At 63.2% G+C, this 25408-nt stretch carries 21 protein-coding genes; 11 read left to right on the forward strand and 10 right to left on the reverse strand.

Translation table 11 applies throughout. The features are described from left to right. Positions 1 to 19: 19 nt before the first annotated feature. The 3 genes from U5822_RS11350 to U5822_RS11360 all read right to left on the reverse strand — a co-directional run bounded on the left by U5822_RS11350 (position 20) and on the right by U5822_RS11360 (position 2663). On the reverse strand, positions 20 to 562 hold the full coding sequence (locus U5822_RS11350; RefSeq protein WP_322855733.1) for an adenine phosphoribosyltransferase: 543 nt from the start codon (positions 560 to 562) through the stop codon (positions 20 to 22). Positions 563 to 592: 30 nt separating this feature from the next. Continuing rightward, positions 593 to 1891, reverse strand: coding sequence for an NCS2 family permease (locus U5822_RS11355; protein ID WP_322855734.1), 1299 nt, complete (start codon positions 1889 to 1891; stop codon positions 593 to 595). Between the two features lie 154 nt (positions 1892 to 2045). Continuing rightward, entirely contained in the window at positions 2046 to 2663 is a 618-nt protein-coding gene (locus U5822_RS11360) for a trimeric intracellular cation channel family protein (protein ID WP_322855735.1), read from the reverse strand. A gap of 179 nt (positions 2664 to 2842) precedes the next feature. Between U5822_RS11360 and U5822_RS11365 the strand changes: the two genes are divergently transcribed. Together U5822_RS11365 and U5822_RS11370 are read left to right on the forward strand one after the other, a co-directional pair. Continuing rightward, positions 2843 to 3415 (forward strand): BLUF domain-containing protein, encoded by a 573-nt coding sequence (locus U5822_RS11365; RefSeq protein ID WP_322855736.1) that lies wholly within the window; start codon positions 2843 to 2845, stop codon positions 3413 to 3415. Between the two features lie 144 nt (positions 3416 to 3559). Further along, entirely contained in the window at positions 3560 to 4540 is a 981-nt protein-coding gene (locus tag U5822_RS11370; protein WP_322855737.1) for an NADPH:quinone oxidoreductase family protein, read from the forward strand. A gap of 66 nt (positions 4541 to 4606) precedes the next feature. Here the strand turns inward: U5822_RS11370 and U5822_RS11375 are convergent, their stop codons facing one another. Further along, a complete protein-coding gene (locus U5822_RS11375; protein ID WP_322855738.1) occupies positions 4607 to 5608 on the reverse strand; it encodes a LysR family transcriptional regulator in 1002 nt (333 codons plus the stop codon). A 197-nt stretch (positions 5609 to 5805) separates the two neighbouring features. On the opposite strand from U5822_RS11375, the gene U5822_RS11380 reads away from it, so the two are divergent. From U5822_RS11380 to U5822_RS11420, 9 genes are all read left to right on the forward strand, one after another. Next, positions 5806 to 6243: a PaaI family thioesterase gene (locus tag U5822_RS11380; protein WP_322855739.1), complete on the forward strand. Its 438-nt coding sequence runs from the start codon at positions 5806 to 5808 to the stop codon at positions 6241 to 6243. Positions 6244 to 6306: 63 nt separating this feature from the next. Then, positions 6307 to 7632: a hypothetical protein gene (locus U5822_RS11385; protein ID WP_322855740.1), complete on the forward strand. Its 1326-nt coding sequence runs from the start codon at positions 6307 to 6309 to the stop codon at positions 7630 to 7632. Between the two features lie 123 nt (positions 7633 to 7755). Then, positions 7756 to 8916 carry an acyl-CoA dehydrogenase family protein gene (locus U5822_RS11390; protein ID WP_322855741.1) on the forward strand — a complete coding sequence of 387 codons (1161 nt, stop codon included), beginning with the start codon at positions 7756 to 7758 and terminating at the stop codon, positions 8914 to 8916. Positions 8917 to 8930: 14 nt separating this feature from the next. Continuing rightward, positions 8931 to 10154, forward strand: a complete 1224-nt coding sequence (locus U5822_RS11395) for a CaiB/BaiF CoA transferase family protein (RefSeq protein ID WP_322855742.1) — start codon at positions 8931 to 8933, stop codon at positions 10152 to 10154. A gap of 48 nt (positions 10155 to 10202) precedes the next feature. Beyond that, positions 10203 to 12302 carry a 3-hydroxyacyl-CoA dehydrogenase NAD-binding domain-containing protein gene (locus tag U5822_RS11400; protein ID WP_322855743.1) on the forward strand — a complete coding sequence of 700 codons (2100 nt, stop codon included), beginning with the start codon at positions 10203 to 10205 and terminating at the stop codon, positions 12300 to 12302. Positions 12303 to 12441: 139 nt separating this feature from the next. After that, positions 12442 to 13221 (forward strand): IclR family transcriptional regulator domain-containing protein, encoded by a 780-nt coding sequence (locus U5822_RS11405; RefSeq protein WP_322855744.1) that lies wholly within the window; start codon positions 12442 to 12444, stop codon positions 13219 to 13221. 289 nt (positions 13222 to 13510) lie between these two features. Further along, positions 13511 to 14500 carry a Bug family tripartite tricarboxylate transporter substrate binding protein gene (locus U5822_RS11410; protein ID WP_322855745.1) on the forward strand — a complete coding sequence of 330 codons (990 nt, stop codon included), beginning with the start codon at positions 13511 to 13513 and terminating at the stop codon, positions 14498 to 14500. Positions 14501 to 14582: 82 nt separating this feature from the next. Next, a complete protein-coding gene (locus tag U5822_RS11415; RefSeq protein ID WP_322855746.1) occupies positions 14583 to 15104 on the forward strand; it encodes a tripartite tricarboxylate transporter TctB family protein in 522 nt (173 codons plus the stop codon). Between the two features lie 98 nt (positions 15105 to 15202). Further along, entirely contained in the window at positions 15203 to 16687 is a 1485-nt protein-coding gene (locus U5822_RS11420) for a tripartite tricarboxylate transporter permease (RefSeq protein WP_322855747.1), read from the forward strand. 88 nt (positions 16688 to 16775) lie between these two features. Here the strand turns inward: U5822_RS11420 and U5822_RS11425 are convergent, their stop codons facing one another. The 6 genes from U5822_RS11425 to U5822_RS11450 all read right to left on the reverse strand — a co-directional run bounded on the left by U5822_RS11425 (position 16776) and on the right by U5822_RS11450 (position 25402). Further along, positions 16776 to 18605 carry a long-chain-acyl-CoA synthetase gene (locus U5822_RS11425; RefSeq protein ID WP_322855748.1) on the reverse strand — a complete coding sequence of 610 codons (1830 nt, stop codon included), beginning with the start codon at positions 18603 to 18605 and terminating at the stop codon, positions 16776 to 16778. A 36-nt stretch (positions 18606 to 18641) separates the two neighbouring features. Beyond that, positions 18642 to 19469, reverse strand: a complete 828-nt coding sequence (locus tag U5822_RS11430) for an SDR family oxidoreductase (RefSeq protein ID WP_322855749.1) — start codon at positions 19467 to 19469, stop codon at positions 18642 to 18644. Further along, entirely contained in the window at positions 19466 to 21436 is a 1971-nt protein-coding gene (locus tag U5822_RS11435; protein ID WP_322855750.1) for an acetyl/propionyl/methylcrotonyl-CoA carboxylase subunit alpha, read from the reverse strand. Before U5822_RS11435 ends, U5822_RS11430 begins: the two co-directional genes overlap by 4 nt. Positions 21437 to 21589: 153 nt before the next feature. After that, entirely contained in the window at positions 21590 to 22408 is an 819-nt protein-coding gene (locus tag U5822_RS11440; RefSeq protein WP_322855751.1) for an enoyl-CoA hydratase/isomerase family protein, read from the reverse strand. 161 nt (positions 22409 to 22569) lie between these two features. Then, positions 22570 to 23730 carry an acyl-CoA dehydrogenase family protein gene (locus tag U5822_RS11445; RefSeq protein ID WP_322855752.1) on the reverse strand — a complete coding sequence of 387 codons (1161 nt, stop codon included), beginning with the start codon at positions 23728 to 23730 and terminating at the stop codon, positions 22570 to 22572. A 55-nt stretch (positions 23731 to 23785) separates the two neighbouring features. Continuing rightward, complete coding sequence (locus tag U5822_RS11450; RefSeq protein WP_322855753.1) at positions 23786 to 25402, reverse strand: acyl-CoA carboxylase subunit beta; 1617 nt, start codon at positions 25400 to 25402, stop codon at positions 23786 to 23788. Positions 25403 to 25408 lie beyond the last annotated feature (6 nt).

Genomic DNA, 25408 nt, shown 5'->3' on the forward strand with positions numbered 1-25408 from the left:
GCCGTCTCCTGTCTGTTGCTTATTCTCCGTCGAACGAGCAGACAGTATAAACCTGAAGACCCTCTTCCTGCAGCTTGCGGGAGCCGCCCAGGTCGGGCAGGTCGATCATCGCCGCCACTTCCACGATCTCGGCGCCGATCCGGCGAATCAGCCGGGTCGCCGCCAGCATGGTGCCGCCGGTGGCGATCAGGTCGTCGACCAGGACCACCTTGTCGCCGGGCTTGAAGGCGTCCTTGTGCAGCTCCACCGAGGCGGTGCCGTACTCCAGTTCGTAGTCCTCGACCAGGGTGTCGAACGGCAGCTTGCCTTTCTTGCGAATCAGCACCAGTGAGGCGTTCAGCTCGTAGGCCAGGGCCGAGCCGATGATGAAGCCGCGGGCATCGACTGCCGCCACCGCCGCGATGTCCTGACCGTGGTAGCGGTGGACAAAGGCGTCGATCAGCTTGCGGAACGCGGTCCGGTCCTGCAGGACCGTGGTGATGTCACGAAAGGCCACGCCCGGCTTGGGCCAGTCCGGCACGGTGCGAATGGCTTTTTTGATGCTTTCCGAGAAATAGTCCATGACAGATCCGGTAATCAATCAGGAGGCGGCTCAGGCCGCATCCAGGAAGATGAATTTCAGCACGAAGACGACGGCAATGATGACGACACTGGCGTTCAGGTCGGACCAGCGTCCGCTCAACGCCTTGACGATGGCGTAGGTGATGAAGCCCATGGCAATGCCGTTGGCGATGGAGAAAGTCAGCGGCATCATCAGCGCCGTTACCACCGCCGGCGCGGCATCGGTGATGTCGTCCCAGTCGACCAGCTTCAGGCCGCCGGTCATCAGGACCGCGACGTACATCAGGGCCGGTGCGGTGGCGTAGGCCGGAATGATGCTGGCGATGGGCGAGAGCAGCAGGCACGCCAGGAACAGGGCAGCGACCACCACCGCGGTCAGACCGGTACGGCCACCGGCGGAAATGCCGGCCGTGGACTCAATATAGCTGGTGGTGGTGGAGGTGCCCATGGCCGCGCCCGACATGGTGGCGACCGAGTCGGACATCAGGGCCCGGCCCAGGCGCGGCAGTTTGCCGTCCTTGTCCAGCAGGCCGCCGCGCTGGGCGGCACCGATCAGGGTGCCGGAGGTGTCGAACAGATCCACGAACAGGAAGGCAAAGACAATGCTGATCATGCCCACGTTCAGGGCGCCGGCAATGTCCAGCTGCATGAAGGTGGGGGCCAGGCTCGGCGGTGCCGAGATGAAGCCCTGGTACTCGACCATGCCCAGCATCATGGCGATGCCAGTGATGGCGATGATGCCGATCATCACCGCGCCGGTGATCTGACGGAACGACAGCGCGCAGATCAGGACAAAACCGCCGAAGAACAGCAGGCTTTCCGCCACCTTGATGTCGCCCAGGCCTACCAGGGTGGCCGGATTATCGACCACGATGCCGGCATTTTTCAGGGCGATCAGTGCCAGGAAGAAACCAATGCCGGCGGAAATGCCGAATCGCAGTGACATGGGAATGCTGTTGATGATCCATTCACGGACCTTGAGGATGCTCAACAGGAAGAAGATCGAACCGGACAGGAAGACCGCGCCCAGGGCCACCTGCCAGCTGTAGCCCATGCTGCCCACCACGGTAAAGGAGAAGAAGGCATTCAGACCCATGCCCGGCGCCAGGGCGATCGGGTAGTTGGCCCAGAGGCCCATGATCAGGGTGCCGATGGTGGCGGCCAGGCAGGTGGCCACGAACACCGCGCCGAAATCCATGCCGGTGGACGACAGGATGCTCGGGTTGACCACGATGATGTAGGCCATGGTCAGGAAGGTGGTGATGCCCGCAACCAGTTCTTTACGAACCGTCGTGCCGTGGGCCTGGAGTTGGAACAATCGTTCAAGCATGACGGGAGCCTGCCTCTCAGGATGCCAGTAATTGGGATTTGGGAATCTGTTTCGAACGGGAAACGTGGATTGCGTGAAAAAAAGCGCAATCTTACCGACTGACGGCCCTGAGGCCAAGGGATGATTGACAGCCAGCTAACGATTAGCAGGGCAGTCAGTGTGGCGACGCATCCCGTTGCAGCCGGATGTCAAAACGCACCGCCAGAATGCGCACAACGGCAATGAACACCAGGCCAATGGTGAGCGAGATCGCCTGGCTATCCAGCAGCCAGACGCAGAGGAAATACAGCCAGCAGCCGACAAAGGAAATGGAGGCGTAGATCTGATCCTTGCGGAAAATCTGTGGCACCTCGTTGCACATGGTGTCCCTCAGGGCACCGCCGAAGGTGCCGGTCATGACCCCGAGCAGGGCGGCGATGAACAGCGAGTGGCCAAGGTCCAGGGCGAGCTGGGCGCCGAGGATGGAGAACACGCCGAGACCGATGGCGTCCGGAATGACGATGCGCGCCGCCCTGATCCGGTCGACCCGGTTCCAGTAGCTGAACACCACCGACAGCAGCAGAATCAGCAGCGGCATCTCCTGGTGCTGGATCCAGTACACCGGGTGGTTGTCCAGGATCAGGTCGCGCAGGGTGCCGCCGCCCATGGCGGTGATGAAGCCGATGGTAAACACGCCGACCGGGTCCATGTTTTTGGCCCGCGCCACGATCATGCCCGAGATGGCAAAGGCGATGATCCCGATCATTTCAAGAAGGTAGACGATGTCGAACACGGGAGAACCTGGCCGGTGATCAATGGGTTGCAGGGTATCGAAACGGGCTGCGCGAAGAATAGCTGAAAACCGGCACGGGTTCATCCCGGTGACCTGAGCCCAGTATCCTTTTGATCCGGAATGTCGACGGCGAGCGTAGTTGTATGCCAACTACAACTAATAAACCGGGAGTGTTGCACATGCCATTGATGCGCCTGGCCTACGCCAGTGAAGCCACGTTTCAATCCAAGCCCGTGGAGAAGGGTGTCGAACCGCACGTCGCCCGAATTCTGCTGACATCACGTCGGAATAATGCCCAGCGCCATGTGACCGGCGGTCTCTATTACGGCAATAACCGGTTCTTCCAATACCTCGAAGGAGACGAGGCCGAAGTGATGGAGTTGTTCCAAAAGATCCGTGAGGATGATCGGCACACCAACATCGTGATCCTGATCGAGGAACCGCTGCAGCAGACGACCTTTGAAAACTGGTCGATGAAATATGTCCCGCTTTCGGTGGACGTGCGGCGGTTGCTCGAGAGTCATGGCCTGGTCAGTTTTGAGCCTGCGTCGTTTACGGCTCGGCAGTGCGAGGAAATGATCGACCTGATTCGCAAGTCCAGCGAGGACCAGAAGCTGGTTAATTACGATGACCCGCAACCGGGCGCCGCTACCACGGGGGCATCGGTGGTGTCTCCCGGGCTCAAGGCTGGATTGATTGTTGCTGCCCTCGGGCTTGTGGGCGCGCTGGTTTTCGCTGGCTCGATGCTCTGAGCCGAATTAACGAGGTTTATAAAATTCAATTAGGAAGCTTTATTTGCTTCATGGGGTGACACTGTTTAGTTTGATGGATTCGGATCAATGGCCGCGTCAGCGTCTGATGCCGAGCCAACAACAATGATTACATAAGGAGCCCCCATGAAAGCCATCCTCTGCAAGGAATACGGGCCGGCCGAGTCGCTGGTCATCGAAGATGTGCCCAGCCCGGACGTCAAAGGCCGGGGCGTGAAGGTGCGCGTCAAGGCCGCCGGTTTGAACTTTCCGGACACCCTGATCATCGAGGGCAAGTACCAGCTCAAGCCCAACATGCCGTTTTCGCCGGGGGGCGAGATGGCCGGTGAGGTGATCGAGGTGGGTGAGAAGGTGACCCGTTTCAAGCCGGGCGACCGGGTGGCCGGTCTGACCGGGTACGGCTCCTTCGCCGAAGAGGTGGTGGTGCCCGAGCAGAACCTGCTGCCGGTGCCGGACGGCATGTCCGACGAAAAAGCCGCCGCCTTCACCATGGTCTATGGCACCTCCTATTACGCGCTCAAACAGCGCGCCAATCTGCAGCCCGGGGAAAGCCTGCTGGTGCTGGGCGCCAGCGGCGGCGTTGGTCTGGCCACGGTGGAATTGGGCAAGGCCATGGGTGCCCGCGTCATCGCCGCCGCCAGCTCCGCCGACAAGCTTGCCATTGCCAAGGCCGCCGGAGCCGATGACCTGATCAATTACAGCGAGGAGCCGCTGAAGGAGTCGGTCAAGAACCTGACCAAGGGCAAGGGCGTGGATGTCATCTACGACCCGGTCGGCGGCGACTTTACCGAGCAGGCCCTGCGCGCCATGGGCTGGAACGGTCGCCACCTGATCATCGGCTTCGCCGCCGGTGAGATCCCGAAAGTACCCGCCAACCTGACCCTGCTGAAGGGCTGTTCCGTGGTTGGCGTGTTCTGGGGCAGCTTCACTCAGCGTGAGCCGGAGGCCAGCGCCCAGAACATGATGGAGCTGATGAAGCTCTACTCGGAAGGCAAGATTGATCCGAAGATCAGCGAAGTGTTTGAGTTCGATGACTACGCCAAGGCCCTGGGCGCCCTGAGCGAACGGCGGGCGACCGGGAAGGTGGTGCTGAAAGTCGCGCACTGACCCCTGGTCTGCTCCTGGCGGGCAGGTCGAGCCGACCTGTCCGCTGTCACGACCCCTGGCCTTGGCTCAGTCCTCGTCCTGACTCGGCGTGCTCGCCGCCGTCAGGTTGTCCAGGGCGTTGTTGCGAAACAGCGGGCGTCCCTTCCAGATGCCGTCATCCACCTGCAGGGTGACCTGGTTCATGATGGTTTCCGCCAGTTTGATCGCGGCGATGGACGGGGGCAGGTCCTTGGGGGTGACGATCGCCAGTGAGCGGTTGATTTCCGGGGAGTGGATGGGAATGGCCACCACTTCCTGGCGCTGCACCAGTTCGTGCACGCTGGCGAAGGACAGAATGGTGTAGCCCAGACCCCGCCGCACCAGATCGGTCATCAGCGGCCAGGCGTTTACTTCCAGTGCCAACTCCAGCTTCTTGTGGCGTTTGATCGCCTCCTTCTCCATCAGCTCCCGCAAGCCGTGTTTTTCCTCCGGCATCACCAGTGGCAACTCCAGCACTTCATCCAGGGTAAGCTCGCTGCGGCCGGCCACCTCGGTCCCGGGTGGCGACACCAGGTAAAAGCGTTCTTCGATCAAGGGCGTGTAGTGCAGGTGCTTGAGCTTGCCGTGGTTGTAGGTGATGGCGAGGTCGACCCGGTGTTGCGAAACCATTTGCTGCAGGGTGCCGCTCATGGCGGATTTGATCGCCAGGGTCACCTGGGGGTAGCGGCGACGGAACTCCTCGATGATACCGCCGGAAAAGGTGTGGGCGGCGGTGGGCAGCATGCCCAGGGTCAGTTGTCCCGTGACTTCGCCGGCAATCGCCGACACATCCGCCTGGGTCCGCTCCAGGTCCTGGAACATGGTCTGGGCTTTTTCGTACAGCAGCTCCCCGGCGGCGGTGAGCACCACTCCGCGGCCGTGGCGAACGAACACCTCCACATTCAACGCCTCTTCCATCAGCCGGATCTGCCGGCTCAGCGCCGGCTGGGCCACGAACAGCTTTTCCGATGCCCGGCTGAAGCTGCCCATGTCGGCAATGGTGACGAAGCTGTTGAGCTGGCGAAGGTCGATCTTGGGTTGGAATGGCATGACAGGCTCTCGGAATCTCTTCTGGGGCTCGGGCAATGACCGGCGTGGGCGCGGCCTAACGCAGGCTGGCCAGCTATATAAAAATAAGATGGGTGATATAAAAAGTATATAATAGCGGCATTCATTGTCGAGTGATAACGTGCTGCTCATCTGAAAAAGGCCCGCGCAACACGGGCGCGAAAAGAGTGAGAAACCAGATGAGTGACATAAACCTGCTTGCCGAGAACGAAAACCTGGGCGGCTTTCGCGAATTCCTGGGATTCCGGGTCCTGGCGTGGGAGCCCGGCCGGGTTCAGGCGTCCATTCCCGTGGCTGAACACCTGCTGAACCGGAACGGGTTTGTCCACGGGGGCGTGCTGACCACGTTACTCGACAGTGCCGCCGGACTGAGCGGAACCTACTGCGCGCTGCCCGGCAACATCCGGCGTTGCAGCACCATCTCCCTGAACACCCAGTTCATGAGTCCCGCGCAAGAGGGCGTCCTTCGGGCCGAAGGGGTCATGCTCAAGCGCGGCAGCAAAATCTTCTTTGCCGAAGCCCGGGTGACGCTTGGCGACGTCCTTGTTGCCACCGCTCAGGGCTCATTTCGTTATGTGTTGGGCGGAGACGATGAGAACGGTGTCTTTGCTCGCTGATAGGTGTCCCTTGCTGATCCGGATTCCCGGCCAGATAGCCACCGACAGGGTGGCGCCGCTGTCATGATCAGCCCGGCTCGACTGACCGCGCTGCGGTCGCTGGTGGCTTACCTGACCCTGGCCTGTGCCGCCTTCGCGCTGGTGCCCGGAAGTGCCCAGGCTGCGACCGTGTTGGCGGCTTTGGTGATCTTTCTGAGCTGGGCCGAACTGCGCACGGTGGGCCGGGTGATCGCGTCGCTGATGGTGCTGGTCAGCCTGTATGGCCTGGTCCGCCAACCTGACCTGTTGCTGAGCGCGTCCGAAAGCATGGCGGGCATCACCGGCCTGATTCTGTCGGTGATGCTGCTGTCGGCGGTCCTGGGCACCTCGAAGGATCTGGCGGTCATTTCCGAGAGCCTCTTTGGCGGTCGCCCGGTGGCCCGCTACCTGGGGCTGAGCACCGGTACCGGGGTGTTGTCCATCCCGCTCAATTTCGGCTCGGTCGGGCTGATCGCCACCATGATCGGCAGCCAGATCAGCCAGTCCGGCGACAGTCCGGCCGCGCGCAACGCCGCCCGGGCGGTGATCCGGGGCTTTGGCGCCTCGCCCATGGGGTCGCCGCTGTCGATTGCCGTGGTAATGACGGTCACCCTGCTGCCGGGGCTGCACAGCTGGACGCTGCTGACACTGAGCCTGCCCTTTGCCTTGCTCTACCTGGTTGCGGGTGTCTGGTCGCGGGAGCAGGAAACTCCTCGGTCCGGCCCGTCGGAGACCGTGTCGGCGTTCTGGCCCTGGGTGCGGTTTCTGGCGATCGTTCTGTTTATCTGCGTCAGTGCCTTTGCGCTCAGTACCTGGGTGAGCCTGAAGTACTCCCTGGCGGTGACCCTGAGTTGCCTGAGCGTGGTGGTGCTGTGTCTGCTGTACCGCCGGCTGGTCGAGGGGACGTTGGCGCTGCCGTCGTTGGCCAACGTCAACAACGAGCTGGCGATCATGGGCGGGTCGTCGTTCCTTGGTGGGGCGCTCGCGATGCTGGCCCTGAATTCCCTCGGCGCCGATTTCAGTCTGCCCAGCTGGGGCTATCCGGTGCTGGCGTTCGCCATCCCCTGGCTGTTTTTCTGCGGTGGCGCGGTGGGCGTCAATCCCATCATCTCGGCCACGGTGTACGGCGGAATCCTGGGCCCGATCTGGCCGGAGCCGGCCCTGCTGGCCCTGGGCCTGGGGCTCGTCACGGGCTGGGGCATCACCATCGCCGGAACTCCGTACTCGGCGAATTCCCTGTTGCTGGAACGCTGCACGGGCTACAGCGCCCATCAGGCGTCCTACGACTGGAGCCGACAGTATTCCCTGCTGATGCTGACGCTCAGCAGCGGTCTTTGCGCCCTGATTGCGCTGATGGCACCCGCTTCCTAACCGACTGGAACCGTAAACGAACGCTCTGCTCGGGAGGTCCTCTGGCCTTGCGATGGAGCTGAATTTTGGAGCTGTCTGCAGGCCCGGTCAGCTGTTGATATCAAAGAGAACTGGGAGGCCGTGATGGCACTCGATCAAGAAACCCTGAATCAATTTGTCGACAGCGTGCGTCGGTACGTGCGCGAGCGACTGGTACCCCTGGAGATGCAGGTCGCCGAGGAAGACCGCATTCCCGAGGACGTCATCGAGGAAATGAAGGAGATGGGCCTGTTCGGCCTGTCCATCCCGGAGGCATTTGGTGGCCTGGGCCTGAGCATGAGTGACGAAGTCGCCATCATCCAGGAAATGGGCTATACCTCGCCGGTGTTTCGCTCCATGTTCGGGACCAACGTGGGCATTGGCTCCCAGGGCATCATCATTGATGGCACGGACGAGCAGAAAGCCAGGTACCTGCCGAAGCTGGCCAGCGGCGAGCTGATCGGCTCCTTTGCCCTGACCGAGGCCGATGCCGGGTCCGACGCCGGCTCGGTGATGACCAGCGCGCGTCGTGACGGCGACGTGTATGTGCTGAACGGCAGCAAGCGCTTCATCACCAACGCGCCGCGGGCCGGCGTGTTCACGGTGATGGCCCGCACCGGGACTCGGGAAGAGGGCGGTCGTGGCGTCTCGGCCTTTCTGGTGGACGCCGGGCTTCCGGGCATCTCCCTGGGCAAGCCGGACAAGAAGATGGGGCAAAAAGGCGCGCATACCTGCGACGTGATCTTCGACAACGTACGCGTGCCCGTCGATGCCCTGATTGGCGGCAAGGAAGGCCAGGGCTTCAAGACCGCCATGAAGGTGCTGGATCGGGGTCGACTGCACATCAGTGCCTTGAGCGTGGGCACGGCCAAGCGGCTGATCGACGAAAGTGTCAGCTACGCCACCCAGCGCAAACAGTTCGGTAGCGACATTGCCAGCTTTCAGCTGGTGCAGGCGATGCTGGCGGACAGTCAGACCGAGTACTACGCCGGCAAATGCATGGTTGAGGAAACCGCCCGGTCCTACGACGCCGGGGCGTCGGTCGCCATGAACGCGGCCAGCTGCAAACTCTACTGCACGGAGATGGTGGGCCGGGTGGCCGATCGTGCGGTCCAGGTCCACGGCGGCGCCGGTTACATCAGCGAGTACTGTGTCGAGCGGTTCTACCGGGACGTGCGGCTGTTCCGGCTCTACGAGGGCACCTCGCAGATCCAGCAGTTGGTCATCGCCAAGCAAATCATTCGTAACGCGCAAGACGCGGCTTGAATCAGGAGGTTGTAATGTCTGGTCCATTGTCAGGAATTCGGGTTCTGGATCTGTCGAGGGTGATGGCCGGTCCCTGGTGCACCCAGATCATGGCTGACCTCGGGGCGGAGGTGATCAAGATCGAACGTCCGGGCCTGGGCGACGATACCCGTCACTGGGGGCCGCCCTGGCTGAAAGATGCCGAGGGCAAGCCCACCAGTCAGTCCGGCTACTATCTGTCCGCCAACCGCGGCAAACACTCGGTGACCGTGGACATCGGCAAGCCCGAAGGCCAGGCCCTGATCCGGGAGCTGGCGGCCGAATGCGACGTACTGGTGGAGAATTTCAAGACCGGCGGCCTGGCCAAGAAGGGGCTGGATTATGAGGCCCTGTCACAGATCAACCCCGGACTGATCTACTGCTCGGTCACCGGCTTTGGCCAGACCGGTCCCATGGCCAGTCACGCCGGCTACGACTACCTGATCCAGGCCCAGTCGGGCCTGATGAGCATCACCGGTGTGGCGGATGGCCAGCCGGGTGCCGGTCCCCAGCGCGTCGGTATGGCGGTGGCGGATCTGACCACCGGGATGAATTCGGTGATTGCGATCCTGTCGGCCCTGCACCACCGGACCAACACCGGCGAAGGCCAGCACATCGATATGGCGTTGCTGGATGTGCAGGTCAGCTGGATGGCCAACCAGGCGCTCAACTATTTCTGCAGCGGTGAGGCGCCGGGGCGGACCGGTGAGTATCACCCGAATCTTGCGCCCTATCAGCCGTTCCCGACCAGCGATGGTCAGGTCATCATCGCCGTGGGCAACGACGGCCAGTTCCAGCGTCTGTGTAAGGCCATGGGCTGCCCGGAACTGGCGGAGGATGAGCGCTTCGCCACCAACCCACGGCGGGTCATCCATCGCCAGGAACTGGTCGGCAAGCTCTGTGAGGTCACCCGTACCCGCACCAGCCGGGAGTGGATGGACCGTCTGGTCACCGTCAGTGTGCCTTGCGGGCCGATCCAGAACATTCAGGAGGTCTTCGAGGATCCGCAGGTGATTGCCCGCAATATGAAGCTGGAGCTGGAACACCCCCAGCTGGGCAAGGTGCCGGGGATCGCCAACCCGATCAAGTTCTCGAAGACGCAACAGGAGTACCGGAAGGCGCCGCCCCTGCTGGGCGAGGATACCGACGACACCCTGCAACGACTTCTGGGTAAATCCACGGAAGAGCTGGCGGCGTTGCGTGCCGGTGGCGTGCTCTAAACGCTTCCTGTAGATAGCGCTTCCTATAGATAGAGAGGAGAGACCGCCATGCTGGTTTCCTACGAGCTTGTCGACGATATCGGTGTCATCACCGTCAATAACCCACCGGTCAATGCGCTGTCCCATGGCGTGCGCGAGGGCCTGGTCACTGCCTTGGCCACCGCTCAGGCGGACAGCTCCAAAGCCATCGTGCTGCTGTGCGAAGGCCGCACCTTCATCGCCGGCGCCGAAATTAGCGAATTCGGCAAGCCGCCGCAGGCGCCGTCGCTGCCAGAGGTCAACGCGGCCATCGAGGGCGCGAGCAAGCCGGTGATTGCTGCGCTTCACGGCACGGCCCTGGGCGGCGGATTTGAAGTGGCGTTGAGCTGCCACTACCGCTGCGCGGTGTCGGATGCCGCCGTTGGCCTGCCAGAGGTGAAACTGGGGCTTCTGCCCGGCGCCGGCGGCACCCAGCGGGTGCCACGTCTGATCGGGGTGGAGGCGGCCCTGGACATGATTGCCTCGGGCAAGCCGGTCACTGCCGCCAAGGCCCTGAAGCTGGGGCTGATTGACCGGGTGGTGGATGCGCCCCTGAAAGCCGCGGCACTGGCCTACGCCCGGGAGCTGGTGGCCGAGGGCGCCATGCTGCGACGGGTAAGGGACATGAAGGTGTCGGCCGAGGACGCGAGTGCCGAGCAGTTTGCCAGCTGGCGGACCACCCTGGGCAAGCGCATGCGCGGACAGCAGGCGCCGCAGCGTATCGTCGCCTGTGTGGAAGCCGCGAGCCGATTGCCGTTCGATGAGGGTCTGGCGTTCGAGCGGGGCCAGTTCGTGGAATGCACGGAATCGGAGCAGTCCGCGGCTTTGCGGCATATCTTTTTCGCCGAACGGCAGGCACCGAAAGTTCTGGGCCTGGATCCGGCGAGTCAGCCCCGGCCGATTCAACGGGTCGGCATCATCGGCGGCGGCACCATGGGGGGCGGGATCGCCATGTGTTTTGCCAATGCCGGTATCCCGGTGACGCTGCTGGAACTGAATCAGGACGGCCTGGATCGAGGGCTGGCGTTGATTGGCAAGAACTACGGCATCACCGTCAGCAAGGGCAAGTTGTCCGAGCAGGAGGCCGTCAGGCGTGAGCGACTGATCCGCGGAACCACCGACTACGCCGACCTCGGTGAGGTGGATCTGGTGATCGAGGCGGTGTTCGAGAGCATGGAGGTGAAGCGGCAGGTCTTCGCCCGGCTCGATGAGGTCTGCAAGCCCGGCGCCATCCTGGCGACCAATACCTCCTACCTGGACGTCAATGAGATTGCCCGGGTCACCGACAGGCCCCAGGACGTGGTGGGCCTGCACTTCTTCAGCCCCGCCAATGTCATGCGCCTGCTGGAGGTGGTCAGGGCGGACGACACCGCCGACGACGTGCTGGCCACCGCCATGGCCATTGGCAAGCGGATCGGTAAGGTGCCGGTGCTGGCGCGGGTGTGTTTTGGGTTCATTGGCAACCGCATGCTCCGGCAGTACGCCCGGGAAGCGCAGCTGTGCATGATCGAGGGTGCAAGCCCGGAACAGATCGACGGGGCCCTGACCGGCTTCGGCATGGCCATGGGGCCCTTGGCCGTGGGCGACCTGGCCGGACTCGACATCGGCTACAAGGCGCGCCAGGCCCTGACCGATGCGCAGAAGGGCGATCCCAAATCCTACTGCATCGCGGACGCCCTGGTGGAAATGGGGCGGCTGGGGCAGAAATCCGGAGCCGGTTATTACCGCTACGATCCGGAAACCCGGGCCCGGAGCGTGGACCCGGAGGTGCTTGAGGTTATCGAAGCCCAGGCCAGCAAGCACGGCGTCAGCCGCCGGGCCCTGAGCTCGGACGAGATTCTGGACCGGCACTTGATGGCCCTGGTGAACGAGGGCTTCCGTATCCTCGAGGAGGGCATTGCCCAGCGACCCGGTGATATCGACGTGGCCTACGTGCACGGTTACGGCTTCCCGGCCTACCAGGGCGGCCCCATGTTCTACGCCGCCCAGCGCGGCCTGGCGTCGGTCAGGGACCGCCTGAAGGCGCTGCAACGCCAGACCGGAGCAGGGTATTGGGAGCCGGCTCCGTTGCTGGAACGGCTGGTGAGTCAGGGGCAGTCGCTGGACGACTGGATGGCGGAGAAGCACTGAGCAGCGGCCACCGGCTGGCCGTCGGGGCGGTCGGGCCGCTTGCTTGCAAGGCCCCATTGCGCCTGTCATGCTTTCGCGCCCGAACATTTGGTCGATAATCGAACGGCCGTGAACTTGGTGCTGAAAAGGGAAGGTGAGGGTGACAGGCAGACCATCGACAGACCAGAGTATCGACAAGGAATTCATGTCGACCTTTGCCCGCGGGCTTGAGCTCATTCGGTCCTTTGACACCGAGACGCCCGCCATGACCCTGTCCGCGGTGGCGGAGAAGAACGGTCTGTCCCGAGCGGCGGCCAGGCGCTATCTGCTGACCCTGCTGAAGCTTGGTTACGTCTCCCAGGACGACAAGACCTTCCGGCTCACGGCCAAGGTGCTCGAGCTGGGGTATTCCTACCTGGCGTCACTCGATTTCACCGAAACTATCACGCCCATCATGGAAAAGGTGTCCTACCGGCTGGGTGAGTCCTGTTCGGCGTTGGTGCTGGATGGCACCGATATTGTCTATGTCGTCCGGATACCGAGGCGGGGGCTGATCCCGATCAACCTGCAAATCGGTGCCCGCTTGCCCGCCTACGCCACCTCGGGTGGCCGGGTGTTGATGTCGGCCCTGCCGGATACGGAGCTCGACGATCTGCTGGACCGGACCTCGTTCGACAGACTCACCGCCTATACCAAGGATCGCCAGGGCTTGGTGACCGAGTTCGAACAGATCCGCAGTAACGGCTATGCCATCGTGGACCAGGAGCTGGAGTTGGGCATGCGGGCGCTGGCGGTGCCGGTGTTCGATCGACGGGGACAAACCCGGTTCGCCCTCAACACCAGCAGCCATGTGAGCACCGTCTCCGTGCAACGGATCATCGACGAGTACGTGCCGATTCTGCAGGAAGCCTCCCGCAGGATCACCGACGTCCTGCCGTAAGCTCGCCGCCCACCCGGCCTGGCTCAGCTGCCCCCGGCCCGGCCTGCCGGACCGAGGCGCCCCTCTGCGCGGTCGCGCCGGGAACTGGGGTGTCCCCGCCATTCCTCGTTTATTGCGGTATCGATCCTGGTCCGGCACTTCGCCTTCTGCATTTTTATGAAACCGCGTTTCGCTGGTTGGAAAAAGTGCTTGCGCCTGACGGGTGAATATGTGAGATTAAGCTCGCAACGATATTCGAACAGAAGTTCGATATGCGAACACGGTGAAGCTGAGTAGGATAAACACAACAATGCTGAAATTGATGAAACGCCTCGTTAGAAGTAAATCCCTTTGTGCCCTGGCCGCAGTGTCCCTGACTTCGGGTGCCGCCATGGCCGATGAGTGGCCGGACAACAACATTCGCCTGGTGGTCCCTTACTCCGCCGGTGGCACCACGGACCTGCTGTCCCGCAAAGTGGCCGACCTGCTGCAGAGCGAACTCACCACCGTGGTTGTGGAAAATCGCCCGGGTGCCGGTTCCACGGTCGCCACCGGTCAGCTGGCCCGAGGTGGTCGCGGTTCCGACCACGCGATTTTGATGGCGTCCCCTGGCCACACCATTGGCGCCTCCCTGTACCCGAATCTGCGTTACAATCCGGTTGAAGACTTCACCTTCATCCGCAACGTGATCAACATTCCGAACGTGATGGTGGTGCCCGCCGACAGCCCCTACACTAGCGTGGCCGAATTCGTGGAAGCGGCTCGCACCCAGCAGCTGTCCTTCAGCTCCCCGGGTATCGGCAGCTCCATCCACATGTCGGGCGAGCTGTTCAAGAACCTGACCGGTACCCAACTGGTCCACGTACCTTTCCGAGGCTCCGGTGAAGCCCTGCCGGCACTGCTGGCCGGCGATGTCGACGTGGCATTCGAGAACATGCCGACCGTGTACCCGCACATCCAGTCCGGCAAACTCCGGGCCCTGGCCGTCACCACCGCCACGCCGTCCGAGTTCCTGCCCGAGGTGCCGACCCTGCAGACCGCAGGTGAGGGCTATGGCCTGGAAAACTATGAGACCTCGGCGTGGTTCGGTCTGATTGCCCACAAGTCCTTCCCGGAAGAGGGTGTGACCAAGCTTCAGGCCGCACTGGACACCATGATGGCCAGTGACAAGTTCCAGAGCTTCCTGCCGCAGTTTGGCGCCGTAGCCGGCCAGGAAGTCGGTGGCGACTTCCGGCAGATGGTCAACGCCGAGCTGGTGAAGTGGGCCGAGGTCGCGGAACAGGCGAACCTCAAGCGTTAATCAGGATGATTCCCAGGGCGGAACGGGTCGGCTGACTGTTCCGCCTTTTTCTTTGAAAGTGATCGATTCACAGAGGTCCATCATGGAAAGATCTGAGATTCATCCCGTTGAGGCCAGTCCGGGTTCCTACGGCAAGTGGAATCCGAACTCGATTCTGGGCGGTGCGCTGGTCATCCTGGCCGGGGTCTTCCTGTTCTACGTCATTCCCAACTACATCAACCTGCCGCCGTTCATGCAGAACCCCCTGCTGTCACCCCGGTTCCTGCCCCAGTTGGCGGGCTGGATCGTCCTGGTGCTGGCGGCCCTGCTGCTGATCGAAGGCCTGCTCAATCCTCCCGAACGGGAAGAGGCCGAGGCACTGCGCGCCGGCGTGCCCCTGCTGCGACAAGGGCTGATGGTTGCAGCGGGTGTGGTCTACGTCCTGTTCTTTGAACAACTGGGCGCCATTGGCAGCGGCGTGCTGGCGAGCGTGCTCCTGTTCCTGGCCAGTAACCTGCGAAACCCCTGGGTCTACGCCCTGGCGATCGCCTTCCCGGTGGTGGTTTCCCTGCTGTTTGTCCATGTCCTGAATGTTCCCCTGCCGATCGGGACGCTCTGGGAGTAACTGCCCCCAAGTCCGAATGGGGCGTCCAGCCGGCCTGACCTGGGCGCAGAACACAAGGTTAAGTCTGTTCGCAGACCAAAATTTCCTGGGTACACACAATGGAAAATTTTTCAGAGGTAATGGCGCTGTTCCTGAGCGTCGATAACTTTTTGGCCATCGCCGCCGGTGTGCTGGTCGGCGTGGTGGTCGGAGCCATTCCCGGGCTGACCGCGACCATGGCGGTGGCCCTGGCCCTGCCGTTCACCTTCTCGCTCGAGCCGGTAACCGCCATCCTCCTGCTGGTGGGTATCTACAAGGGTGGCATGTACGGCGGTTCCATCACCGCCATCCTGATCCGCACGCCCGGATCGCCGGCCTCGGCCTGCACCCTGCTCGACGGTTACCCCATGGCGCAGCAGGGCAAAGCCAAGAAAGCGCTGAAAACCGCGCTCTATTCCTCGGTCGTGGCGGACATGATTTCCAACGTCGCCCTGATCTTCTTTGCCGGCTACCTGGCCAAGATCGCCCTGAACTTCGGACCGCCCGAATACTTCTGGCTGATCTGCTTCTCCCTGACCATCATTGTCTCGGTGTCCGGCAATTCGGTGATCAAGGGGCTGATTGCCGCCGGGCTGGGGATCATTGTCTCCACCATCGGCCTCGATGCGGTCTACGGCACACAGCGCCTGACCTTCGACAGCTACAACCTGATGGATCGGGTGTCCTTTATTCCGCTGTTGATCGGGCTGTTTGCGATCCCGGAAGTGATCGATTTCTACACCAAGAAAGTGGCGCCCCATATCCGCACCGCGGTGAGCGGTGCCTCACTGACCTGGCAGGAGTTCAAGGGCTCCCTGAAGACCATCGTCCGGGGCAGCATCATTGGCGTGATCATCGGTGCCATTCCCGGCACCGGCGCGACCTCGGCGGCGTTTATCTCCTACAGCGAAGCCAAGCGCAACTCACCGCGCAAGGACAACTTCGGCAAGGGTGAGGTGGAAGGTGTGGCCGCGGCGGAAGCCGGTAACAACGGGGTGGCGGGTGCGACCCTGATCCCATTGTTGTCATTGGGCATTCCCGGTGACGTGATCACCGCGATCATCCTAGGGGCCTTCATGATCCATGGCCTGACGCCCGGTCCGGTGCTGTTCCAAGAGAACCTGACCCTGGTGTACGCGCTGTTCTGTGGCATCCTGATCAGCTCGCTGGTGCTGGTGTTCGTGGGCAATGCCGCGATCCGCTATTTCTCCCTGATCGCGGATATTCCCAAGACCATCCTGTTGCCGATCGTGCTGATGTTCTGCATCTACGGTGCCTACGCGGTCAACAACAGCACCTTCGATATCGGCCTGATGCTGGCCTTTGGTGTGCTCGGGTACATCTTCAACCGAACCGGCATAGCCGCGGCCCCGTTCCTGATCGGCTTTATCCTCGGGCCCATGTTCGAAGACAACCTGCGCCGAACGCTGCTGATCAGCAAGGGCGACCCCACCATCTTCCTGCGTGGCCCGATTGCCTGGGTGTTCATCACCCTGACGGTGGCCTCACTGGCCTTTGCCATTCGCCGTTACTGGGTCAGTCGCCGTGAGGCAGCCCTGGCCTGAGACGGTCGGCCTGGCCCTGGCGCCTGCGGGGGTGGCTAACGAAAAAGGGAGTGCCGTTGGCACTCCCTTTTTTTGTGGCTGCGGCCGGTCAGAACCGGATCTTGCCGGCGCTGATGTCCTGCACCATCTCCGGCGTCAGCCGGGTATAGCCGTCGGTCTTGGGCAGCCAGGCGAACACCTGGTCGTTGCCCCGTTCCAGGGAATAGCCGGCCTTCTGGATGTCCACCTTGCGGTACTTGAAGGTGCCGGTTTTCTCGATGTTGTGGGTGACCCGCACGAATACCGGAATGGCGTAGGCGGGCAGGTTGGCCTGCAGGTAGGCAAACAGCTCGTTGACGTCGAACTGGTGGCCGTTGCTCTGGGGCACCAGGGTAACCATGCCGGCCTTGCCGTTGGTGTTGGGGATTTCCACCCCGTAGACGATGGCTTCCTCCACCAGGCCGGAACCGTCGAGGATGTTCTCGACCTCGTTGGTGGACACGTTCTCGCCCTTCCAGCGGAAGGTGTCGCCCATGCGGTCGACGAACTGCAGGTGCCGGCAGCCGATTTCCTTGAGCACGTCGCCGGTGTTGAACCAGGCGTCGCCTTTCTTGAACGCGTCCCGAAGGATGGATTTTTCCGTGGCGTCCTGCTGGGTGTAGCCCTCGAACGACCACTTCTTGTTGATCTCGCCAATCAGCAGGCCCGGCTCGCCCTTGGCGACTTCTTTCATGCGGCCACGGTCGTCGCGGATCGGATCGCGGGTGCCGTCGTGGAATTTCACCAGCTTGTAGGGCGCGGTGGAAAAGCCGACGGTGTTGTCCATGTTGAAGAAGTTGCTGAAGCCGATGTTGCCCTCGCTCGAGGCGTAGAGTTCGGCCACGGTCTCGATGCCGAAGCGGTCCTTGAACTCGCGCCAGATCGACGGGCGCAGGCCGTTGCCGATCATCTTGTTCAGCGGGTGGTCGCGGTCCTGATCGCCGGCGGGCTGATTCAGCAGGTACCGGCAGAGCTCACCCACGTAGCCGAACGTGGTGGCGCGGTAGCGGCGCACATCGTCCCAGAAGGCCCGGGCCGAGAACTTGCGGCGCAGGGCGATGGCCGAGCCACCGGCCAGCACCGAGCCCCAGCACACCAGCAGGGCGGTGCCGTGGTACAGCGGCAGGGTGCAGTACAGGACGTCGTCCGGCTCCATGGCCAGGGACATCAGCCCGAAGCCGCCGTAGGCCTTGACGAACTTGCGGTGGGAGCCGGGCGCGGCCTTGGGCAGGCCGGTGGTGCCGGAGGTAAACAGGTAGATGGCGGTGTCGCCCATGCGGGGCGGATCGGCCAGTACCGGATTGTCGCTGTTGAAGGCGCTCACGGCGGTGGCCATGTTGGTAAAGCCCTCGGGCGCGTCACCAAAGGCGTTCAGGGTGTTGGTATCCGCCAGGAACAGGAAGGGCGTGTCCTGGCCGGTATTGAGCTCCGGTTTCAGGCCCTCGAAGGAGGCGACCAGTTCCTCGCCCACCACGATTCGCTGAGGCTGGATCAGGTTGATGCTGTGGGCCAGGACCTTGCCTTTCTGGGAGGTGTTGAGCATGGCGCAGGCAACACCGATCTTGGCGGCCCCGGCCACCACCGCCAGCAATTCCGGCCGGTTCTCCAGGCACACCGCGATGGCGTCGCCCTTGGCCAGGCCCTGGGCCTGGAAGAACTGCGCGATCCGGTTGGCCCAGCCATTGAGCTCCGCCCAGGTGATGACCCGGTCCTCGAACAGGATCGCGGCCCGGCTGCCGTGACGTTCGGCGTTGCGTTCAATCAGCGTGCCCAGGGTCAGTTCGCGATTCTGATCCTTGACCGCGTAGTAGTAATAGCCCCGGGCAATGGCGGGGAATTTTCGGACGATGCCGGGTAGGCGGCGCGCGATGTCCAGCGCAGTCACTTGGTCGTTGCTCATGGTGTTTCCCGTTAAGTCTCCACCGCCTGCCCGCAATCAGTCCAGGAACAGGTCGGGTAATAGGGGCTTGTCGCCCGGTTGGTATCGGTAGTGTTCGAAATCGGTAACGCCGTCCTGGCGCAGCAGGTCCTCGTCAATCAGGGTCTGGCCACTGAGCTCATCGGCGCTCCGGTTCAGTATGCTGACCGCCGCGTCCGCCATGATCTCCGGCTTGCGGCCCTGGGCCATCATCTGCGGGCCGCCCACCTCAAACTGGATGGCGGCGGTGGCAATCAGGGTCTTGGGCCAGAGGGTGTTCACGGCAATGCCGTAGCGCCGGAACTCCTCGGCCATGCCCAGACTGAGCATGGTCATGGCGTATTTGGTGGTGGTGTAGGGCCCGTACTGGGCAAACCACTTGGTGTTCAGGTTCAGGGGCGGCGACAGGCTCAGGATGTGGCCCCGGTCCGACGCCTTCAGGTAGGGCAGGGCCGCCTGGCTGCAGGTGAACACCGCCCGGGCATTGACCTGGTGCATCAGGTCGTAGCGGCTGACTTTCAGGTTCTCCACCCCGGTCAGCCGAATCGCGCCGGCGTTGTTGACCAGGGCGTCGATGCCGCCGAAATGCTGGGCGGCGTCTTCGACGCGCTGACGTACCTGTTTTTCATCCCGGACATCCAGCACCAGGGGCAGGGCCTGGCCGCCGGCCGCACGCACTTCGTCGGCGACGGTGTGAATGGTGCCCGGCAGCTTGGGATGGGGCGTGTCCGATTTGGCGGCAATCACCACCTTGGCACCCTGGCGGGCGCAGGCCAGGGCAATGGCGCGGCCGATGCCGCGACTGCCACCGGTTATGAAAATGGTGCGATCCTTCAATGTGTTCATGCGTCGGCCTCCTGTTCGGCAGACTCTGCCGTCGTGATCTCAACCAGCAACTGGTTGCGTTTGACCTGATCGCCCGCCGCCGCCAGCACCTGGCTGACAGCGCCATCGCGATCGGCCCTGACCGGATGCTCCATCTTCATGGCCTCAAGGATCACCAGGGTGTCACCCTGGCTGACCGTTTGACCGGGCTCGACCAGGACGTCGATGATGGCGCCGTCCATGGATGCCTGAATTCGGCCGCTGCCACTGCCCAAGGCGCCCGCCGTCGGCTGGTGCGTCACATCCCGCACCGCCCAGGACTGGCCGGACGCCTGGAAATATAGGGAATCGCCGTCGCGGTGATATTGGCAACGTTGACGGACCCCATTGTCGATCGTGCATAGCTGGCCGCCGCCAACGCCTTCCACGATCAGCTCGTAGTGCCTGTCGTCGACGCTGATGGTGAGGCGGTTGCCGGCCCGGGACACCCGCAGCGCGCGGATCTCGCCGTCCACCTCAAGCTTGATCGGGGTTTGGGTGGCTGGCGCATTGCTCCAGGCAGCTTGGCCCGATTGGCCATGATCGAGCACGCTCGCGGCCAGTGCCAACTGCCGCAGCGACGTCGGCTGCGGCTGCAGGGACGGATCCTCGCTGAAGGCCTGCTGCAGGAAGGCGGTGGTCGCCTCGCCGGCACCGAAGGTGTCGTCGGCGATGATGCGGCTCAGGAAATAGCGGTTGGTGGTCACGCCGAACACCCTGGTGTCCTCGAGTGCCCGGATCAATCGGCGGCGGGCATCGTCCCGGGTCTGGCCCCAGGCAATCACTTTGGCCAGCATCGGGTCGTAGTGCGGCGTGATGGTGTCGCCCGAGCGCACTCCGGTGTCGACGCGCAGTCCGTCGCCCTCGGCCGGCTCGAATCTGAGCAGCGGGCCGGTCTGGGGCGTAAAGCCATGGGCCGGATCTTCGGCGTACAGCCGCACTTCGATGGCGTGTCCGGTCAGGGTGATGTCGTCCTGGCCCAGGGGCAAGGGCTGGCCCTCGGCCACGGCCAGCTGCCAGGCCACCAGGTCCTGTCCGGTGATGAGTTCGGTCACGGGATGCTCCACCTGCAAGCGGGTGTTCATCTCCAGAAAATAGAAGTTGCGGTCCCGATCTACCAGAAATTCCACGGTGCCCGCGCCTTCATAGGCGCAGGCCAGGGCCGCGGTGACCGCCGCCTGGCCCATGGCGGCCCGCAGTTCCGGGGTGACGAACGGTGAGGGCGCCTCCTCGACCACTTTCTGGTGCCGGCGCTGCACCGAGCAGTCCCGCTCCCCCAGGTAGACGGCGTTGCCATGGCGGTCGGCAAAGACCTGGATCTCCACATGGCGCGGCTCGATAACGGCCTTCTCCAGGATCAGCTCGTCGTCGCCAAACGCCTGCCTGGCCTCGGACCGGGCCCGCTTGATGTTGTCCAGCAGTTCGGACTCGGCGTGCACCAACCGCATGCCGCGCCCGCCACCGCCGGCGGAGGCCTTGATCATCAGCGGGTAGCCGATGTCGGCGGCGGCTGCGACCAGTTCGTCGTCGCTGGCGTTGTCGCCCTCGTAACCGGGCACCACCGGTACCCCGGCGTCCTGCATGGCAATCTTGGAACGCCGCTTGCTGCCCATCAGTTCAATGGCGCCGGCCGGTGGTCCGACAAACACCAGACCAGCCGCTTGGCAGGCTTCGGCGAACGCGGCGTTCTCTGACAGGAAGCCGTAGCCGGGATGAACACAGTCGGCGCCGGTGGTTCGGGCGGCGTCGAGTATGGCGTCGGCGTTCAGGTAGGAGGCGGACACCTGGGCCGGCCCAATGCACACCGCTTCATCGGCTTCGTGCACGTGCAGGGCGTTGGCGTCGGCCTCGGAGTAGACCGCCACGGTGCGGTAACCCAGGGCCTTGGCAGTGCGGATGACGCGGACGGCGATTTCTCCGCGGTTGGCGATCAGGAGTTTGGTTAGCATGGTGCAGATCTCGTTGTTTTGTGCCTGTCCGTGAGCGGTAACGGACAGGCTTTCAGAAAACCGCTGCAAGTACATCCCTGTACGCTTGGCTCCGGCCATCCATGGCCTCCGACATTTTCTGAAAGCCTGTCCGCCACCACTCACTCCCTCGAACTAGTCGTTTTCTGCCCACTTCGGCGGTCGTTTCTGCATGAAGGCCATAGTTCCCTCGTTGCCTTCGGTTCCGCGTACCGCCTGTGCGAACTTTTCAGCGGCGCTATCGAGCAACCCGCTCATCGGTTCTTTGCCAACCCGGTGCAGGAGTGCCTTGGTTTCGGCGGTGGCGCCGGGCGCGCAGTGGCGTACTCGCTCGAGGGCCTGGGCCAACAGTTCTTCCAGTTGTCCGTCGGAATCCGCCGTTTGGTGGACGATGCCGAGGCGTTCGGCTTCGGCCGCGCCAATCTTCAGTCCCAGCAGCGCCAGCCGGCGGGCCTGGGTCAGGCCGATGCGTTCGACCACGAACGGTGCAATCTGGGCCGGAATGATGCCCAGGGAGGTTTCCGGCATACCGAACTTGGCAGTCGGTCCGGCGAGGGCGACGTCGGAGACACAGGCCAGACCAAACCCGCCACCCATCACCGCGCCTTCGATGACGGCGATGACGACCTTGGAGGATTCGTTGACCTGCTGAATCATCTGACCAAAGGCACGGTTCAGCCGGTAGAAGGGGTCGGCTTCCCCGTCGGCGGCAGGCTGGGTGCGGGCGCCGGCCATGTCTTTGATATCCCCACCGGCACAGAAATGGCCACCGGCGCCGCGAAGGACCACCGCCCGAATGATTGGGTCGGCTTCAATCTGCGCGAACACGGTCGACAGTTCGGCGACCATCTGCAGGCTCATGGCGTTGCGAACGTCCGGCCGGTTGATGGTGACCAACAGCGCCGGCCCCTGCTTCTCCAGAAGGAGTGTTTCGCAATGCGGCAAGGATTCCATAAAACGACTCCAAATAAATAGTCTGGGCCCGAGAGGCCGGTAGTCCGGGGCAGGACCGTGGAGGGCCATGGATGGCCCGACCGAGCCCTACAGGGACGTACTCGCGGGCGTGTCCTGACCCGGACTACCGGGTTCTCGGGCATGCACCACGGCTCGAATCTCTAGTCGCGCACCTTGCCGGGCAAGGTACCCATCATCTTGCAGATAATCCCCAGCATGATTTCGTCGGCGCCACCGCCAATGGACACCAGCCGCACGTCCCGGAAGGCCCGGGACAGTGGGTTGTCCCACATGTAACCCATGCCACCCCAGTATTGCAGGCAGCTGTCGGTCACCTCACGGCCCAAACGGCCGGCCTTGAGTTTGGCCATGGACGCCAGCTTGGTGGCGTCTTTGCCTTCCACGTGCAGTTCGCAGGCCTGGTAGGTGAGGGCGCGCAGGGCTTCCACTTCGGTCTGCAGTTCGGCCAGGCGGAAGTGAATCACCTGGTTGTTGATCAGCGGCTGGCCGAAGGTCTTGCGCTCGCGGCAGTACTCGATGGTCTTCTCGATGCAGTTTTCCAGGGATTTGATCACATTGGCGGCACCCCACATGCGCTCTTCCTGGAACTGCATCATCTGCATCATGAACCCGGTGCCCTCGGCGCCGATGCGGTAGCGCTGGGGCACGCGTACGTCGTCGAAGAAGATCTGGGCGGTTTCCGACGAGCGCATGCCCAGTTTGTTCAGATGCTTGCTGAACGAGATGCCCGGGGAGTCCATGGGCACCACGATCAGGGATTTGTTCTTGTGCGGCTTGTCATCGCTGGTGTTGGCCAGCAGGCAGATGAAGTCGGCCTTCGGGCTGTTGGTGATCCACATCTTGGAGCCGTTGATGATGTAGTCGTCGCCATCGGCCCGGGCGGTGGTGGTGGTGTGGGCCACGTCGGAGCCGGCGCCCACTTCACTGACCCCGATGCAGCCGACCATCTCACCGGCAATGGCCGGGGTCAGGAAGGTGCGCTTGAGTTCGTCCGACCCGAAGCGGGCGATGGCCGGGGTGCACATGTCGGTCTGTACGCCCACGGCCAGGGGCACGCCGCCGCAGTGGGCCATGCCCAACTCTTCCGCCGCCACCAGGTTGTAGCTGTAGTCCAGGCCCATGCCGCCGTATTCTTCCGGCTTCTGGATGCCGAGAATGCCCAGTTTGCCGAGCTTGCGGAACACCTCGTGGATGGGGAATTCGCCGGCCTCTTCCCACTCGTCGCAGTGGGGGTTGATCTCCTTCTCGACGAAATCGCGGACGGTTTTGCGCAGGGCGTCGTGTTCTTCGGTGAATTTCATCTTGTTGTTCTCCGTGTCTGGAATTCGAGGTCAATGGTTCGGCGTGTCGCCACCGTCACAAACGGGCGACGCCGAAGGAATTGGGGCGTAGCGGGCGGGCTTCGGCCTCCCGGCACACCGACAGCACCAGCGCCAGTACCCGTCGGGTGTCCCGCGGGTCGATCAGGCCGTCGTCCCAGAGTCGGGCGGTGCCGTAGAGCGCAGTCGAACCTTCCTCCAGCTTCTTGGCGGTGGCCTGCTCCAGGAATTCGAGGGTTTTTGGGTCCGGTTCTACGCCGCTGCGGCGCTGCTTGTCCTCGGCGACGATGCGCATCACCTTGCCGGCCTGGGCCGGACCCATGACCGCGGTGCGGCTGTTGGGCCAGGCGAAGATGAAGCGCGGGTCCAGGCCGCGTCCGCACATGGCGTAGTTGCCGGCGCCGTAGGAGCCGCCGATGACGATGGCGATCTTGGGCACGCGGCAGTTGGCCACCGCCTGGATCATTTTCGAGCCGTGCTTGATGATGCCGTTCTGCTCGGAGTGGGTGCCCACCATGAAGCCGGTGGTGTTGTGCAGGAACAACAGGGGCGTACCGGCCTGGTCACAGAGCTGGATGAACTGGGCCGCCTTGGCGCTGCCGGCCGGGGTGATCGGACCGTTGTTGCCAATGATGCCCACCGAGCGCCCTTCGATGCGGATGGTGCCGCACACGGTCTGGTCGTCGAACTCGTTCTTGAAGTCCATGAACTTGGAGCCGTCGGCGATACGCGCCAGGATTTCCCGCACGTCGTAGGGTTTCTTGGCGTCGGCGGGAATCACCCCGAGCAGCTCCTCGGCCGGGTGCAGGGGCTCCTGCCAGTCGAGCTCGCGCGTGGGCGGCAAATGCTCATTCCAGGACAGGGCTTCCAGAATGTTGCGGGCCTGGCGGATGCCATCGGCGTCGTCCTCGGCCAGGTATTCGGCGGTGCCGGCCACCTGGGCGTGCATTTCCGCGCCGCCCAGTTCCTCGTCGGTGGCCACCTCGCCGGTGGCGGCTTTCAGCAGTGGCGGACCGGCCAGGAACAGCTTGGCCTGACCGCGCACGGCAATGACGTAATCGGACAGGCCCGGCTGGTAGGCGCCACCGGCGGTGGCGTTGCCGTGCACCACGGTCACCTGGGGAATGCCGGCAGCGGACAGGCGGGCCTGGTTGGCGAAACTGCGGGCGCCCTGGACGAAGATATCGGTGGCGTAGTTCAGATTGGCGCCGCCGCTTTCCGACAGGGACACCACCGGCAGTTTGTTCTCCATGGCGATCTGGTGCAGGCGCAGGGTCTTGTCCAGGCCGGCGGGGGTGATGGTGCCGCCCTTGATGGCGCTGTTGCTGGCCACCACCAGGCAGCGAATGCCGCTGACGGTGCCGATGCCGGCGATGATACCGCCGCCGGCCAGGCTGCCGTCCTTGTCATCGTGCATCTGGTAGCCGGCCAGGGAACAGAGTTCCAGAAACGGCGTGCCGCGGTCCAGCAAGCGGTTGATGCGGTCCCGGGGCAGCAGCTTGCCGTGCTTGGCGAATTTGTCCCGGGCTGCTTCGGCCAGATCCAGCACTTTCTGTTCCACGTCCCGGAAGGTCTGGATATGGTCCTGCATCACGTCGGCATTGGCCCGGAACTCGTCGGACTGGGCACTGACCGTGGTTTCCAGAACTTGCATGGCGCT

Source organism: Marinobacter qingdaonensis (genome assembly GCF_034555935.1).
In the GTDB taxonomy this organism is placed as follows: Bacteria; Pseudomonadota; Gammaproteobacteria; order Pseudomonadales; family Oleiphilaceae; genus Marinobacter; species Marinobacter qingdaonensis.